Source organism: Estrella lausannensis, from assembly GCF_900000175.1.
Taxonomy (GTDB): domain Bacteria; phylum Chlamydiota; class Chlamydiia; order Chlamydiales; family Criblamydiaceae; genus Estrella; species Estrella lausannensis.
In genome coordinates this window covers 16313-30146 of sequence record NZ_CWGJ01000015.1, presented here as the reverse complement: position 1 = coordinate 30146, position 13834 = coordinate 16313, and the positions used below count along the sequence as shown (strand labels likewise).

Annotated in this window: 13 protein-coding genes and 1 pseudogene; 6 read left to right on the top strand and 8 right to left on the bottom strand. The window is 47.6% G+C overall.

Features of this window, described 5'->3' with window-relative positions; genetic code table 11:
* Window positions 1–36: 36 nt before the first annotated feature.
* The 5 genes from ELAC_RS06770 to ELAC_RS06750 all read right to left on the bottom strand — a co-directional run bounded on the left by ELAC_RS06770 (window position 37) and on the right by ELAC_RS06750 (window position 3292).
* The gene (locus ELAC_RS06770; RefSeq protein WP_098038530.1) at window positions 37–462 is read right to left on the bottom strand and encodes a hypothetical protein; all 426 of its coding nucleotides are present in this window, start codon (window positions 460–462) and stop codon (window positions 37–39) included.
* A 28-nt stretch (window positions 463–490) separates the two neighbouring features.
* Window positions 491–940, bottom strand: a complete 450-nt coding sequence (locus ELAC_RS06765; RefSeq protein ID WP_098038529.1) for a hypothetical protein — start codon at window positions 938–940, stop codon at window positions 491–493.
* Window positions 941–990: 50 nt separating this feature from the next.
* The gene (locus ELAC_RS06760; RefSeq protein ID WP_098038528.1) at window positions 991–1443 is read right to left on the bottom strand and encodes a hypothetical protein; all 453 of its coding nucleotides are present in this window, start codon (window positions 1441–1443) and stop codon (window positions 991–993) included.
* A gap of 196 nt (window positions 1444–1639) precedes the next feature.
* On the bottom strand, window positions 1640–2062 hold the full coding sequence (locus ELAC_RS06755) for a hypothetical protein (protein ID WP_098038527.1): 423 nt from the start codon (window positions 2060–2062) through the stop codon (window positions 1640–1642).
* 459 nt (window positions 2063–2521) lie between these two features.
* Window positions 2522–3292: a class I SAM-dependent methyltransferase gene (locus ELAC_RS06750; protein ID WP_204250543.1), complete on the bottom strand. Its 771-nt coding sequence runs from the start codon at window positions 3290–3292 to the stop codon at window positions 2522–2524.
* 163 nt (window positions 3293–3455) lie between these two features.
* On the opposite strand from ELAC_RS06750, the gene ELAC_RS06745 reads away from it, so the two are divergent.
* Complete coding sequence (locus ELAC_RS06745; protein WP_098038525.1) at window positions 3456–3905, top strand: hypothetical protein; 450 nt, start codon at window positions 3456–3458, stop codon at window positions 3903–3905.
* 2 nt (window positions 3906–3907) lie between these two features.
* Window positions 3908–4345, top strand: a complete 438-nt coding sequence (locus ELAC_RS06740) for a YbhB/YbcL family Raf kinase inhibitor-like protein (RefSeq protein ID WP_098038524.1) — start codon at window positions 3908–3910, stop codon at window positions 4343–4345.
* On the opposite strand, the gene ELAC_RS06735 is transcribed toward ELAC_RS06740, so the two are convergent.
* Entirely contained in the window at window positions 4330–4866 is a 537-nt protein-coding gene (locus tag ELAC_RS06735) for an NUDIX hydrolase (RefSeq protein WP_158227829.1), read from the bottom strand. The genes ELAC_RS06740 and ELAC_RS06735 overlap by 16 nt on opposite strands.
* 30 nt (window positions 4867–4896) lie before the next feature.
* On the opposite strand from ELAC_RS06735, the gene ELAC_RS06730 reads away from it, so the two are divergent.
* Entirely contained in the window at window positions 4897–5259 is a 363-nt protein-coding gene (locus ELAC_RS06730) for a DUF423 domain-containing protein (RefSeq protein ID WP_158227828.1), read from the top strand.
* A gap of 102 nt (window positions 5260–5361) precedes the next feature.
* Window positions 5362–6525, top strand: coding sequence for a class I SAM-dependent rRNA methyltransferase (locus ELAC_RS06725; RefSeq protein WP_098038522.1), 1164 nt, complete (start codon window positions 5362–5364; stop codon window positions 6523–6525).
* A 225-nt stretch (window positions 6526–6750) separates the two neighbouring features.
* On the opposite strand, the gene acs is transcribed toward ELAC_RS06725, so the two are convergent.
* A complete protein-coding gene (gene acs, locus ELAC_RS06720; protein ID WP_204250542.1) occupies window positions 6751–8727 on the bottom strand; it encodes an acetate--CoA ligase in 1977 nt (658 codons plus the stop codon).
* A 632-nt stretch (window positions 8728–9359) separates the two neighbouring features.
* Between acs and ELAC_RS11915 the strand changes: the two are divergent.
* Window positions 9360–9458: pseudogene (locus tag ELAC_RS11915) on the top strand (transposase-like zinc-binding domain-containing protein); the annotation flags it as partial.
* 330 nt (window positions 9459–9788) lie between these two features.
* Entirely contained in the window at window positions 9789–10718 is a 930-nt protein-coding gene (locus ELAC_RS06705; protein WP_143406467.1) for a hypothetical protein, read from the top strand.
* Window positions 10719–10882: 164 nt separating this feature from the next.
* On the opposite strand, the gene ELAC_RS06700 is transcribed toward ELAC_RS06705, so the two are convergent.
* Entirely contained in the window at window positions 10883–13501 is a 2619-nt protein-coding gene (locus tag ELAC_RS06700; protein ID WP_143406466.1) for a coiled-coil domain-containing protein, read from the bottom strand.
* Window positions 13502–13834 lie beyond the last annotated feature (333 nt).

Sequence of the window (13834 nt, the reverse complement as noted above, 5' to 3'; positions counted from 1 at the left end):
GCTTAATGTCTCACAGATGCCTGTGATTAAGTCTTGTTAGATGGTTGCTGGACCTTGGATTGCGATAGTCGGGTGGACGACAACGCCAAGAGCCAGTTTAACGATATCCAGAGAAACGGAAAGAGGCAAGATGGCAGCGTGCGTGATGGAGGTCACAGAGCCATAGATGCTGTTTTTCAGGTTGTTCCAGTTCGCCTCAAGATTGAAAGGAAGCGTTGCAAGGGACTTGAAGATGTTGACAACGCTGTAGATGATGTTCAGAGCGATTTCTACGATTCTGAAAGGGAGAGTGATTGCGTATTCGGCAACGCGCACTAAAGTGACAGCTCTTCCGGAGAAGGAGAAGAAATTGTTCCAGTCTGGTTTAGTAGTTACCATGGGTTTCTGGATCAACTGCTCGAAATTTTCGCTGATGCTTCTGACTGCTTCAAAATTTTTTAATACGGGGGCATTAATAGTCATTTTGTGTTCTCCTTTTAGATATTAATGGTTAAATTTCTGTCGGCTCGAAGCGAATGCCTATCCATGGGTGGACAAGTATCGATCCAAGATAGCGTACAATCTCCAGCGCAAACGCGAAAGGCCTCAAGGCAAGCCCGAAGGCGGAGCCGAAGGTGTCTTTGATCCGGGAGATGAAGTTTGCCCGGACACGCTCGGAGAAGGCAAAATTCAAGATGTCGAGCGTCGTTTTGAAGACCTGCGCAATCAGGACGATGATATGTTTGACGAGGCGGAAGGGTTCGCGCATAACCGAGATTCCCAAATGGACGATCGAAACGCCTCTTCCCCTGAAACTGGTAAAAGAGCGCAATGCTTCATCATCTGTTCGGAGCGGCCTTGAGATAATTCTTGTTCCCTGGCTTAAGCTATCCCAGATGTCGAAGTCGAACCTGTCACTCTGTTCCTCTTTAGCTAACCACAAAGAGTTTTCTTGAATCATACTGTTCCTACATCTTATTAAATTAATATGTTATGGAGGTAAATACCTCTTTATCCCAATGCGGGCTTGGCTCCGATCGCGAGTGAGGGATTGATCGCAAAGCCGCCAAGGAGGCGCAGGCTGTCTAACGCGAATGCGAGCGGCCTGATTCCAAGGCCCAGCCCGATGCCGATAAGAGCGCTGACTTTAATAAAAAATTCTTCTCGTGCTTCTACAGAAAAAGCAAAATTGAGCGCGTCAAGCGCCGTCAATGCTGAGAGGTATACTAACGCAATGATGTTTTTTACGGTCTGAAAAACTTCAGAGATAATGGAAAAAGTCAGGTGATATAAGCAAACAAAGCGCCCTCTCCAGCTTGTAAAGGAGGCATCTTTGACCAGATCATCAGTGACGAGGGGCTTTGAAAACACCCTGTAGAATTGGCTGAAGCTGTCTTGGATGTCATGCTCGAATCCAGGACTCTTCTCCAGATCCGCATCCCAGTATTTTGTTTTCTCAATCATGTTGCTAGTTTATAGTTTTAATTAAGATGCAACATTTTACCAAAAAAGAGTTATGTGGTCAATTTAGTTTTCTCAGTCTCTCGGGTTCTCTCTAAAATAAAAGCGAGATATTCTAATTATAGCGAAAGTATCTCGAAATTTGGCATGCGGTCTTTCTCTTTGTTAAAAACAAATTGCTAGGAACCTTCGGTTAAAATTATTTGGGCGCCGAATCGAAGCGGATGGCAGCCGCCGGAATTAACAGACCGACAAAAAGTTTGATGATATCCAGAGCATACGTGAGGAGGCGAAGGGGGAGAGCCCCAATGCCCGAAAGCAGATTGCGCCCGGCTTTTTTGGCAGATTCAAAAGGATGTTCTTTAAACAGACATTCGATCGACCTGCGGATGAGAAGGATAATGCGTTCGGCGATAATAAATAGATTTTTTAAAAACCGATAGGGTTCCCGGATGAGGGTGTGGCAGAACTGGAGCAGAATTACACCCCTTCCTCTGAACGAGCCAAATTCGGCAAACTCTCCGTGCGTTGTCGCGAGTGGTCTTGAAGAGATGCGGCGCAGTTGTTCCTCGGAAAGACTATCTATCTCTGTCATTTTGGCGATAGGGTGGATGGCATTCATGAAGTCCTCTTCATATCCTGGTTTTTACTGGTGACATACCGACACTGTCTCGGAATTTGGGAAAATTTCGGTGTATAGGCAAATTCAGAAGCGAAGCGTACAGGGTTGAGTTTTAGTACGTGCTACTAGAGACTGTCTACCAGCCGAAACCGTATGATTTGTTTGCCAAATTATGAGACACTTTCGGTATCATCGCTGTGCAGTCCAGCCTGTGCCCAAATGCGGTGAAATGTAGATAGATTAAGCTTTATACCGAAATTGTCTCAAAATTTGTTTTTTGGCAAAGAGAAAGCTCTCGCGATTGAATGATCACAAGCCACCTAATATTAGAAATATAAGGTGGCTTGTGATCATTCAATCCCGAGGCTTTCTCAAAGTATACCGAAATTGTCTCAAAATCCCAAATTTTGAGACACTTTCGGTATAAGTTCAATAGTAAAAGAAAGATAAAGAAATTCTTTACTCCCTTTCCTTTTTGGCGAGTAAAGCGAGGAAAAGAGGGATTTCATCCCGTGCCTTATCTTCTGCTTTAGCCCGTCCGCCTTCGCTTTTTTTGTCCGAGCACCACTCCTCGATTTTTTCGATGATAAATCCATTTTTCAATAAAATGGACGAGAAGTAAGAGAGGGAGTGATGGAAGGTGAAGGTCACCGGGGATTTCTCTTTTTTGCTCGGATGTGTCTCGACCGGGATTTTCAAATCGCCCATATAGGCATCGATCCGGCGGTACTGGATTTTAGCCTTTTCGTCATAGCCCCAGGAGCTTTTTCTGGGCACACGAAAACAGGGGTGATTGAGCACTAAGAGCAGAAGACCGCCTTTGACTAGAGAGAGGGAGGCGTGCTTTAGCACCGATGCTTGATCTTCCATGTTCTGGATAGCCAAAACAGATGCGGCATGTGTGAAACTTTCCCGCGGGATGGGGTAAGGTTTGGTGGCGTCGTGGTGAATAAATTGGTGCTCTCTGTCTTTTGCCAGTTTTCTCGCTTCGCTGATCAGGCTTTTGGAAAGATCGAGGCCGCAGTAGCCCACAGAGTGGGGGATGGCGCGCGACAGGATGCCCTGACCGCAGCCGATATCCAGTAGCTTCGGGTTTTCAAATCGGGAAAAATCCAGCAGCGGAATCCCCTTGGGAAGGATGATATGACTGTGGTAGTAGTGGCCTTTTTCACCGACCGCTTTCTTGTACCAATCGCTTGAATTTTCCCAGGATGTATCCTTTTTAAGCATGATGAGTTCCATTTTTCCCATAATCATGCAAGGACTGGCGATAAAAGTCGAGGAGGAAGGCCGGGTTGACAGATTATCAAGCTAGGCTCTATACCGAAATTGTCTCAAAATCCCAAATTTTGAGACACTTTCGGTATAATTAACCCCAAAGGGACAATACCCCATGACAAGCATCCCTAAAAATCCGCTTGAATCCGGCATGATGGCAGCCCTGAAAGAGGTGAATAATTTTTCAAAACGCCACGAAGAGATCCGTTCCCATAAGGGAATTTTCAAAAGCGATGAGGAAACGGAAAAAAAATTCGATAGCCTGCTTAATAATCTGATGGAGCTTCGAAATGCCCTGCAAGACAGCAAGGCGATTAAGGGAAAGGCATCCCGAGTGATCGATGAAGAGATGAGAGAAAAAATCGCAAGCGCCCTCTCCTTTTTCGAGAGCCCTTCCAAGATTAAAAGGCGGGAGGAGAAGATGCGCGTGTTACAGGGAACCCTTTTTTGGGAGAAGCTTTTTGGCTTTCAGACGCTGCTTGAAAATTTGCAGGACGAACGCCTGAAAAGGGGGAGACGCGTGGAGCGGATCGATAATTCGGGTTCGGGAAAGCAGGGGGGATAAGAGTGAGACTGGAAAGCTCTGCCTTTAATGGCGGCCAGCCGATTCCTGAGCGCTACACTTGCGATGGGGAGGATGTGTCGCCACCCCTGCAGATCAGCGATGTGCCGAAGGGGTGTAAAAGCCTGGCTATGTTTGTTGACGATCCGGATGCTCCTGTCGGGACGTTCGATCACTGGATCGTATGGAATCTGCATCCGAAGACTAATGATTTGGCCGAAGGAGTGTCCCTTCCTCACGAAGGGGAGAACGGATTTGGAACCGTAGGCTGGCGGGGGCCTTGTCCACCGCGCGGTTCACCTCATCGGTATTTCTTTCGCCTCTACGCCCTTGATACGATGCTGCCTCTTAGAGAGGGAAGCAATAGAGAGGAGGTAGAAGAGGCTATGGAAGGGCATATTCTTGAGAAGGCGGAGCTGATGGGAACTTACAGGCGCAAGTAGAAGGCCTGATAGAAAAGAAGAGCATTGATGCTCTTTCCGTCTTTGATCTCTCCGGTTCTTACCATCTCGAGTGCTTTTTGAAGGGGATGGATCTCCACTTCGATCTCCTCCGACTCATCCAGCTTTTGCGCTGTTTTGATTAGACCTTGCGCCAGATAGGCATCCATATTTTCGTTTGTGATGCCGGGACTTGTGAAAAAGGAGGTTAGCAGCGTGAGCTTTTTTGCGGTGTAGCCCGTCTCTTCTTCCAACTCTCTTGCAGCCGTCGTAGCCGCCTCCTCGCCCTTCTCTTTAGTTCCCGCCGGAAGTTCCAGAAGTCTTTGACCGACGGCAAAGCGCTGGTTGCGGATCAGAAGGACATCGCCGTTATCAAATAGAGGAAGAATCACCACCGCGCCGGGATGGGCGATATACTGCTTTTTGAATGTTTTGCCGCTGGCAGTCTCGACATCGAGAGCGCGGACATCAAAACGGAGGCCGTGAAAAACAGTCTTTGAATTTTCTAGAGGATCGTGCAGCATGAAGAAATCGTAACAGAAAAGAGAATGATGATGAATAAATTTTTTCAGATCGAAGGTGTCCTTTTCGCCTTGGCTTCGGTGATTCTGGGGGCATCGTTCGCTCATCGCCACAGCACTACAGATCCCAAAGACTACGAAGCGCTGCAGACAGGTTTGCGTTATCTGATGGTGCATTCCGTCGCTATTTTTTTTGGGGCGTCCGAACCCGCCCTGCAGGGATGGATCGGCCTTGCCGGCTTAAGCTTGATATCACTTGGGATTTTTCTTTTTTCAGGGAGCCTTTTTATCGTCACAAGGATTAGGGGAACCGCCTTGCGCTACGTAACTCCCGTTGGAGGCTCCATCTTGATCTTGGGATGGATCTTTATCCTCTGGGCGGTTATGATTTCTTGAAAAATAATACCGAAAGTATCTCAAAAATTGGCATGAGAGCATTCTCTTTGCCAAGAACCAATTTTTTTGAGGCGCTTTCGGTATACACCCCCTTAAGTTGAAATGACAGTTGTTTTAAAACCGGGCCGTGAAAGGCCGATCTTAATGCGCCATCAATGGATTTTTTCCGGTGCTATTGAATCGATAGATCTCGACGAGGAGGGAGGCATCGCCAAAGTCTTGGACAGCCACGGCGCCCTCTTAGGTCACGCCTACTTCAACACCCGCTCCGATATCACGGGCAGGATGGTCTCTTTTAAAGATGCCGATCCGCTCGAAGCTATCATGAAAAAGGTGCGAGAAGCGGCGGATTTACGCAAGACACTCTTCGATACCAAGCAGACGAATGCTTTCCGTGTCATCAACGGGGAAGGCGACGGACTTCCCGGCTTTGTAGCCGATCTCTACGGCTCGATTTTGGTTGTCCAGGTGGGAACGCTTGGCATGGAAAAGTTGAAAGACAGCCTCATTGAACAGTTAAAAGAGATATTTCCCATCACCTGCGTTTTTGAGAAATCGACAGCGCCGGCCAGGAAAAAAGAGGGCTTGACACCCAAGGAAGAGGCTCTTTTCGGAGAGCTCCCCAAGGAGTGTGAAATTCTCGAAAACGGCCTCTCTTACATCGTCAATATCAGGGAGGGGCAGAAGACAGGATTTTTCCTCGACCACCGGGAGATGCGGCTTAAGGTGCGCTCGCTCAGCAAAAACCGCCGCGTGTTGAACTGTTTTTCCTATACAGGCGGGTTTACGGTGTCTGCCCTTGCAGGGGGAGCCTGTCTTGCCGACTCTGTCGACGCCTCGAAAATGGCTGTCGCGACAGCTGAGCGCAATGTGAACCTGAATGGATTGAAGGCGGAGGGGTCGCGTTTTCTTAAAGCCGACGCTTTTGATTTTCTCAAGTTGGATCCGCTTGACTACGATCTTGTCATCTTAGATCCACCCGCGTTTGCCAAGAGCCGCGGCGAGGTCAAAGGAGCTCTCCGGGGCTATCGTGAGATTAACAGGGAAGCGATGCGCAAAATGCCGGACGGGTCGCTCTTGCTCACTGCCAGCTGTTCGTACTATGTCAACGCCCCGCTGTTCGAGCAGACAGTGCTGCAGGCGGCGCTGGATGCCGGACGTGATGTCCGTATTGTCGGTCGGCATATTCAGGCACCTGACCATCCGGTTAATCTTTACCACGAAGAGAGCGACTACCTGAAGAGCCTGCTTCTCGTGCTGCATTGATAATCAGGGAAAGTAAAAACCATACCGAAAGTGTCCCGAATTTTGAGACACTTTCGGTATACTTAAGAATTTTCGTTCTCACTCGCGCCTTGCCTCTCGGCAATGGTCGCTCGCTCTGAACAAAAATTCTTAAGGCCCTCCTGGCCAAATTTCCAATTCTTCAAGTTGTTTCGGTATAGGTGATTGTTTATTGACGAGTCACCTAGTTGATTTCACCGCGGCCTACTACTCAAAAGAGGCCAGGTCTTCGATGGCCGTGGGGTCTGCCAGCGTGCTGATGTCGCCTATCGAATCGAGCTCCTTTCTTATAATTTTCCGAAGGATGCGGCGCATGATTTTACCGGATCTTGTTTTAGGAAGTTTTGAAGTAAAGTGAATTTTGTCAGGAATGGCGATGGGTCCGATCTCCCGGCGGATGTGTTCTTTGAGTTCGCCCTCCAATTCTTTGCTCGGTTTCGCGTCCGCCACCAAGGTCACAAATGCGCATAGCGCCTCTCCCTTGATATCGTGAGGATAGGAAACCACGGCCGCTTCAGCGACGGCTTCATGGCTCACCATGGCCGATTCCACTTCAGCAGTGCCTATGCGATGACCCGAGACGTTAACGACATCATCTATACGTCCGAGAAGCCAAAAATCCCCGTCCCCATCTTTCCGACATCCGTCGCCTGTAAAATAGGCCCCCTTCACCTGCTTGAAGTACGTATCGATAAAGCGTTGATGATCGCCCCAGGTTGTGCGCATGATTCCTGGCCATGGCCTCATGATGCAAAGATTGCCTCCTTCGTCGATTCGGCACTCCTCTCCGCTGTCGTCGATGATTTTAGGTTCAACACCTAAGAATGGCTTGCTGGCGCTGCCGGGTTTTAGAGTGCTGATACCAGGAATAGGTGAAAGCATAATCGACCCAGTCTCTGTTTGCCACCAGGTGTCCACCACGGGGCATTTACCTTTTCCGATGACTTGGTGGTACCACATCCAGGCCTCGGGATTAATGGGTTCACCGACAGATCCCAACACCCTGAGAGAGTCAAGACGGCAGGAGTTTGGCCACTTCTCACCCTCTCGCATCAGGGCACGAATCGCTGTGGGAGCTGTGTAGAAAATGGAGACACGCCATTTATCGATGACTTCGAAAAACCGGGCAGGGGAGGGGTAGGTGGGGATGCCTTCAAACATTACCGAAGTGGCCCCGTTGGAGAGAGGACCGTAAACGACATAGCTGTGTCCTGTAATCCATCCCAGGTCAGCCGTGCACCAGTAGATGTCATCCTCCTTTAAATCAAACACAAGCTTGTGGGTCATGGAAGCTTGCAGGAGGTACCCTGCCTGCGTGTGGACGACTCCTTTGGGCTTTCCTGTTGAACCTGATGTGTACAGAATGAAAAGAGGGTCTTCGCTGCGAAGTGCTTCCGCCGGAGCGCCTTCTTTGATGGAACGGAGTTCGTCATCTAAAAAGTGGTCTCTACCCTCTTTCATAGGGCATCGATCATTCGTCCTTCTGTGGACGATTACCCTTTCAATCGTCTCTGTTTTCAACAGGGCTTCATCTAAAATTTCTTTCAGGTGAATTGTTTTCCCGCCGCGGAGGGCGACATTCGATGTGACGGCAAGCTTGCAACCGGCATCCTGAATGCGATGAGAGAGTGATTCAGCACTGAATCCGCCGAAAATTACGGAGTGAACAGCGCCGATCCTTGCCGCTGCAAGCATGCCGATGGCAAGTTCAGGAACGCAAGGCATGTAAAACGCGACACGGTCGCTTTTTTCGATTCCGCGGGATTTCAAAAGGGCTGCAAAGCGCTCGACTTCGAGCAAAAGCTCCTTATAGGTGAAGGTGCGAAACTCCTCTTCTTTCTCTCCTTGCCATATGAGGGCCAGCTTGTTCTCTCTTTCTGTTCCCATATGCCTGTCAAGGCAGTTGAATGAGACGTTGATTAGCCCATCATCAAAAAAGCGGTGCCACACATTATTTTTATCGGGATCCCATGCGTATTCCATCCCTTTCGTGGGTTTTTGAAACCAAGCGAGCGACTCTGCCTGGCTAAGCCAAAAGGTATTTTGATTCTCGATGGAAGCCTGATAGAGTTTTTCAAACTCCTGAGCGGATGAGATGCCGTCTCCTTTTTTATAGGAAGAATTGGGCGGAAAGACGCGAGTTTCGGTCATGAGATGGGATACTGTGGTACTCTCTTCTTTCATTCTGTAAGCCTATCTTGTTGTGTGTTTGGCCTAACCCTTTTACCGTTAACGCTCTCTGAAAGTCTGTGCTATGCCGGGAGCATCTCAAGCATCAGGGCTTTGGTTTAGAGAAGCTTTCGGTATATACCGAAAGCAAACCCATAATCTCAAATTTTTGAGTTCACTGCTTTATAAAAAAATTAATGACCAAAGAAATAAAACCTCTCCTGACACTATTTTATGCAGGTTTTGCAGCTTGGTGAGCGGCTGCCAGTCCGTGGGGAAAATTTCAGCGAGATGCGCTATTAGGGAAGATCTCAGTCGGGAAAAAAGACTTGTGAATTTTTTCCCGTAACTGTATACGATTTGGCAATCATTATCTGTTTGTAAAAAAAATGGCAAAAAAGGTTTGGTTTTTGTCCATTTTAGGTTTCTTTGGAACAAACGTTTTGATTCCTCTTTTGGGGTCGATAGCAGCCCGCGTATATTGACTCCAAAAAATGAATTAAAAATTGGTTGAAATAATCCTCAAAATCCAAATTCGTTAACAGCTCTCTTAGAGCCCGTCTTAAAATTCAAAGCATACTGATTTGAGTGCGTGGGCAGTCTCTAAGGAGTTCAATAATATTAATTTAAAAAATAAGGATTTGCGTATGCAGTGTCCAGAATGTGGTTCAGAAGCGTTCAAAAAGAACGGTTATACTAGGCATGGAAAGCAGAACCACAGGTGCCTTGACTGCGGCCGGCAGTTTTCCTGCGATGAAACGGAGGATACTCATCCAGAGGTGAATTCGGATCTTGGCAACGAACAAAAGAATAGAGAAATTCAACTCATTTCATAAACTCGCAAGATAAGTCCCTCTAATAAAAAAAGCTAATCGCTGGCACTCATAAGTCGCTGGCGATTAGCTTTTTTTTTACCTTTCATCGATCGATGGCAGATCTCGGCGCGACGGCATTTGCTGCGACAGCTTTCTCTTTGCCAAAAACCAAATTTTTAGGCACTTTCGGTACATCAACAGGAGGCCAATTCGTTAACAGTCTCTAAACAGCGACCCCTCACACAACTTATGTTTTCAAGCATGCGAATCGCCTTCGTCAGGCAGATATGGAAAGGGCCTTTTCATCACGCCTTTCCAGATTTGATCTACTTCCAGGGGAGATATTTTGTCTCACTGCGCCAAGCTGAGACGCACTTCAGTGCCAAGAGTAAAATCCTCATCCTCACCTCCACCGATCTCGTCCAATGGGCTCAGGCTGCCGAAATGGCTCTCCCTGGGCATGATCTTAGGGATCCCAAGCTTTCCATCGTGCCGGACGGCAGGTTGATGCTCAATATGGGCTCTTTGGACATCAATTCGAAAGGAGCCCTGGGTTCGTTTGTCTCCTTCAGCAAAACGGGCTTTACATGGACATCACCCCATTCGATCCTTGAAACGGGAATGTGGCTGTGGCGTATCACATGGCACCAGGGAAAGGGTTACGGAGTCAGTTACCGTTTTTTTGATCCGTTGAAAAAAGAGTTGGAGTGGATCGTTGATCTTCATCAAACGGACGATGGTGTCTCCTTTCATAAGATCGCTTCCCTGAATGTGAAGGGGCATCCCAATGAAGCTACTGTTCGTTTCGACGATGAAGGTAGTATGTGGATTTTGATTAGAAGAGATAAAAATTGGAAGAGCAAGGCGGTGCTTTTAAGAGGAAGACCGCCCTACCGGGAATTTCACCATCTCCCGCTAAACAGCTATCTGGGGGGGCCTAATTTCTTGGAAGTGAAGGGGCAGTGGATTGTCGCCGGCCGGTTTGTCAGCATCAATCCTTATGGCATTTTTGAGAGGATGGGCATTTCTTTACTTTCACATGGCAAAGTTGGGGTGCCGCTCTTTCTTCCCGGAACGGGCGATCTTGGCTATCCAGGCATGGTGTGGAATGAGGAAAGACTGCTTGTCTGTTATTACGCCTCAGAGGAAAACCTCTCTTCGATCTATCTCGCAGGAATCGAACCTGTGTAGGTGCTCCAAGCATCTTAAAATCTGTGGTTTAGACTTGAGTGCTCTCTTTGATAAATTCTAAGTTGTCCAATCCATAAGGTTTTTGTAAGAGGGATCTTTGAAATGAAAAGACCTCCGGAATTTCAGTGGATGAGTTCCGGAGGTCGGTTGAGAGCGCTTTAGACTTACTCTCCTGAAGCTTCTTTGGAATCTTCAAGAAGAAGCTGTATTTTTTCTTCAGCTTCTTTGATGGCGCTGTCTTTATCTTGCAGGTCTTGGTTCAGCTGATCAATTTTGGAAGAGAGCTGCTCATTATTCTTTCTCTCCTCTTCAAGTTGCTGGGTGAGGGCATCAAGGCGCTCCTGCAACTTTTCTTTTTCCATTACCGAATGGTCGAGATCCTTTCTCATCTCATCCATGTTGGCTTTGATCTGCTCGGAATCGGCAACAAGAGACTCTTTTCCCTGTTTGATCTGTTCTTGGGCTTGAATAGCTTCCTCAAGAAGGGCTGACAGAGTTTCTGTTTTTGCTTTCTCTTGCTGATGCAGAGCTTTCGTTTTTGTCAGCTCCTCGACAAGCTCATCTGCCCTGGCTCTTTCTTTTTCCTGCTCTTGATAAGACTCCTTAATTCTAAGGTGGAGCTCTTCTGCTCTTCCCCGCTCGGAATCTTGCTCAGTCAGCGCAGCCTGCAGCTCTTCTACTGCCTGTCTTGCTTTGGCTTGCTGCTCTTGTTGCTGGGCCAACGCTTCTCTTAGCTCAACGCTAAGAGCCGCCTCTCGCTGCGACAGCTCTTCTTTGGCATCTGTGAGACGACCGAGCATCTCTTCAAGGGAGTCTTTAATTTTGGTCTCGGCGTCGAGCATCGATTGGGCTTCGGCGAGCTTCTCCTGGATCTGGGCGTGTTCCTTCTCCAGCGATTCGGCTTTTTTCTCTGCTTCTTTCAGGCGCTCTTCCAGATCCTTGGACTGCCCTTTCTCTATTTCTTGATTATGAAGGGCTCTGTCAAGTTGGTCTTCAAGAGCGTTTGCCTTTTGTTCTTGGGCCTCGCGGTCCGCCTTAACCTCTTCCAATGTCTGCTTCAGAGACTCTTTCTCTTCAGTTTCATCGGCAAGCTGCTTTGACAGGGCTTCTATTCTTTCGTGGAGCCTAGACTCTTGGTCCATTGCGATTTTGCTTTGGTGCTCGCTTAGGTCATCCTTATGCGCAAGATAGGTATAGAGGCTGACGACACCCTCTTCCGCCTCCTTCAGTTTTTGCTGGAGGATGCTTGTGCTTTCCTGATACTGGTTTAGGGCTTCTGTTTTTTCTTTCGACGAATCAATCTCATCCGATAACTCTTTTGACAGTCTCTCGATTTCCGCTCTTGCTTTTTGCAGGGCGTCTTGGTGATCGTTCAGCTCTTCCAGCAAAGCGGCGCGCTCTTCGGAGGTACGCGAGTGGTTTTCTTTCAGGCGTTCCTCATAATCGGCCGCTTCTCTTTCCGCTTCAGCAATTCTCGCTGCAAGTTCATGGATTTTGCTGTCTTTATCTTCGACGGTTGCAGCGAAATGAGAAGGCGCTATCAGCTCTTTTTTCAATATTTCCAGTTCGGCTACGCGCTGTTTTGCTTCCTTCAGCTCATCCTGAAGCTCGTTGATCGACGCCTGATAGCTTGCGATTTTTTCCGGGTTGATTTCTTGTACTTTGGTCTGAAGTTCTTGCAGCTTTTGATCTTTTTCATCATGCAGTTCGCGTGCTTGTGTTAGCGTGAACTCCTGCTCTTCAATTTTCTCTTTGAGTCGCGATGCGTTCAGTTCTTCTTGGTAGAGGCGTACGCTCATATCAAACAGAGCACTTTCCAATAGGGTGCTCTTGTCTTTTTTCTGGGAAGAGAGATTCTCCAGCGTATTAACGAGGTCTGCAGCGTAGTTGTTTTCTAGCTTGAGCCTTTCTTTGAGATGCTCGATCGTTCGCAGCAGCTCTTCTCTTTCCTGAGCGTATTGGGCCGCTTCATCTGTAAGTTGCTCTTTTGCACTCGCTTCTGTGAGTAATTTTTCCTGGGCTTCTTTCAGGGCGTCTTCGAGGCTGCCAATTTTAACAGATGCATCTCTCAAATCCTCTTCCACTTTTCCGAGGCGTCTTAAGTTGCTCTCTTTTTGTTCGAGAGCGCTTTTAAGCGAGGAAGCCTCTTCTGCCAGTGCTCTCGATCTCGACTCCTCTCGGTGCAGGAGTTCATTTTTCGCTTCGATCTCTTCGCTTTGCCTTCTCAGGTTGTCGAGAAATACCGAGGTCGCATTTTCAAGTTCTTTTCTTTTTGAGCTTAAGGCTTCGTCTTTCATCTCGAGCTCTTGACTGAGAGCCTTAACTTCCAGCTGCGCGTTTTCGAGTGCCGTCTCCAGGGAGGCTACTTTCTGTTTCAAGACTCGTTCGCTAGAGTAGCCACGCACCATCAAATCGGCTTTCAGTTGTTCGAGCCTGTCACGTGTCGATTTCAGTTCTGCCTTCAGGATCTGGATTTTTTTTGCCTGCTCAATTCTCTCCTTCTTCAGGAGAGTGACTAAAGATGCCTCATCTTCATCTTCGTCACTATTGTTCAGGGAAGCGACATCTGTGCTGTGCAGTATTGTCAAACTTTTTTCCTGCGTTTCCATTGAAAAGAGGTTTGGCTTGAAGAAGGGGGAAAGAGTGAGTGCTGCGATCATGGATGCTGCAAGTGTGGTTATGATCCTTATCGAGCTTTTGCAGCTTGCTTTGAGAACATTGATGCGTTTTTGGGAAAATATGTTCCTGAAAATTGCGCGCGGAGATTGCTTGTGACTATCCATGAACTCTGAACCTTCCTCTAGATTGTTTCTGTCTCATACGAGAACGTTTTCACAGGTGACTTAAAATTGGTCTTCAGGACTTCCGCAGCATTTTTCTACTGCTTCCTTTATACCGAAAGTATCTCAAAACTTGGGATTTTGGCTTTGAGAAAGCCTCGGGATTGAATGATCGTAAGCCACCTTATATTTCTAATATTAGGTGGCTTGCGATCATTCAATCGCGAGAGCTTTCTCTTTGCCAAAAACCAAATTTTGAGACACTTTCGGTATAGTTATGTCGAAAGTGTCTCGAAATTTGGCAGATGGGGTCTTGAGAATGCTTCGGGATTGAAA

What these genes read in the sequence shown, in the direction of transcription:
- ELAC_RS06770 (WP_098038530.1), bottom strand. Translation starts at nt 462, where the DNA reads ATGACTATTAATGCCCCCGTATTAAAAAATTTTGAAGCAGTCAGAAGC.
- ELAC_RS06765 (WP_098038529.1), bottom strand. Translation starts at nt 940, where the DNA reads ATGATTCAAGAAAACTCTTTGTGGTTAGCTAAAGAGGAACAGAGTGAC.
- ELAC_RS06760 (WP_098038528.1), bottom strand. Translation starts at nt 1,443, where the DNA reads ATGATTGAGAAAACAAAATACTGGGATGCGGATCTGGAGAAGAGTCCT.
- ELAC_RS06755 (WP_098038527.1), bottom strand. Translation starts at nt 2,062, where the DNA reads ATGAATGCCATCCACCCTATCGCCAAAATGACAGAGATAGATAGTCTT.
- ELAC_RS06750 (WP_204250543.1), bottom strand. Translation starts at nt 3,292, where the DNA reads ATGCTTAAAAAGGATACATCCTGGGAAAATTCAAGCGATTGGTACAAG.
- ELAC_RS06745 (WP_098038525.1), top strand. Translation starts at nt 3,456, where the DNA reads ATGACAAGCATCCCTAAAAATCCGCTTGAATCCGGCATGATGGCAGCC.
- ELAC_RS06735 (WP_158227829.1), bottom strand. Translation starts at nt 4,866, where the DNA reads ATGCTGCACGATCCTCTAGAAAATTCAAAGACTGTTTTTCACGGCCTC.
- ELAC_RS06730 (WP_158227828.1), top strand. Translation starts at nt 4,897, where the DNA reads ATGAATAAATTTTTTCAGATCGAAGGTGTCCTTTTCGCCTTGGCTTCG.
- ELAC_RS06725 (WP_098038522.1), top strand. Translation starts at nt 5,362, where the DNA reads ATGACAGTTGTTTTAAAACCGGGCCGTGAAAGGCCGATCTTAATGCGC.
- acs (WP_204250542.1), bottom strand. Translation starts at nt 8,727, where the DNA reads ATGAAAGAAGAGAGTACCACAGTATCCCATCTCATGACCGAAACTCGC.
- ELAC_RS06705 (WP_143406467.1), top strand. Translation starts at nt 9,789, where the DNA reads ATGCGAATCGCCTTCGTCAGGCAGATATGGAAAGGGCCTTTTCATCAC.
- ELAC_RS06700 (WP_143406466.1), bottom strand. Translation starts at nt 13,501, where the DNA reads ATGGATAGTCACAAGCAATCTCCGCGCGCAATTTTCAGGAACATATTT.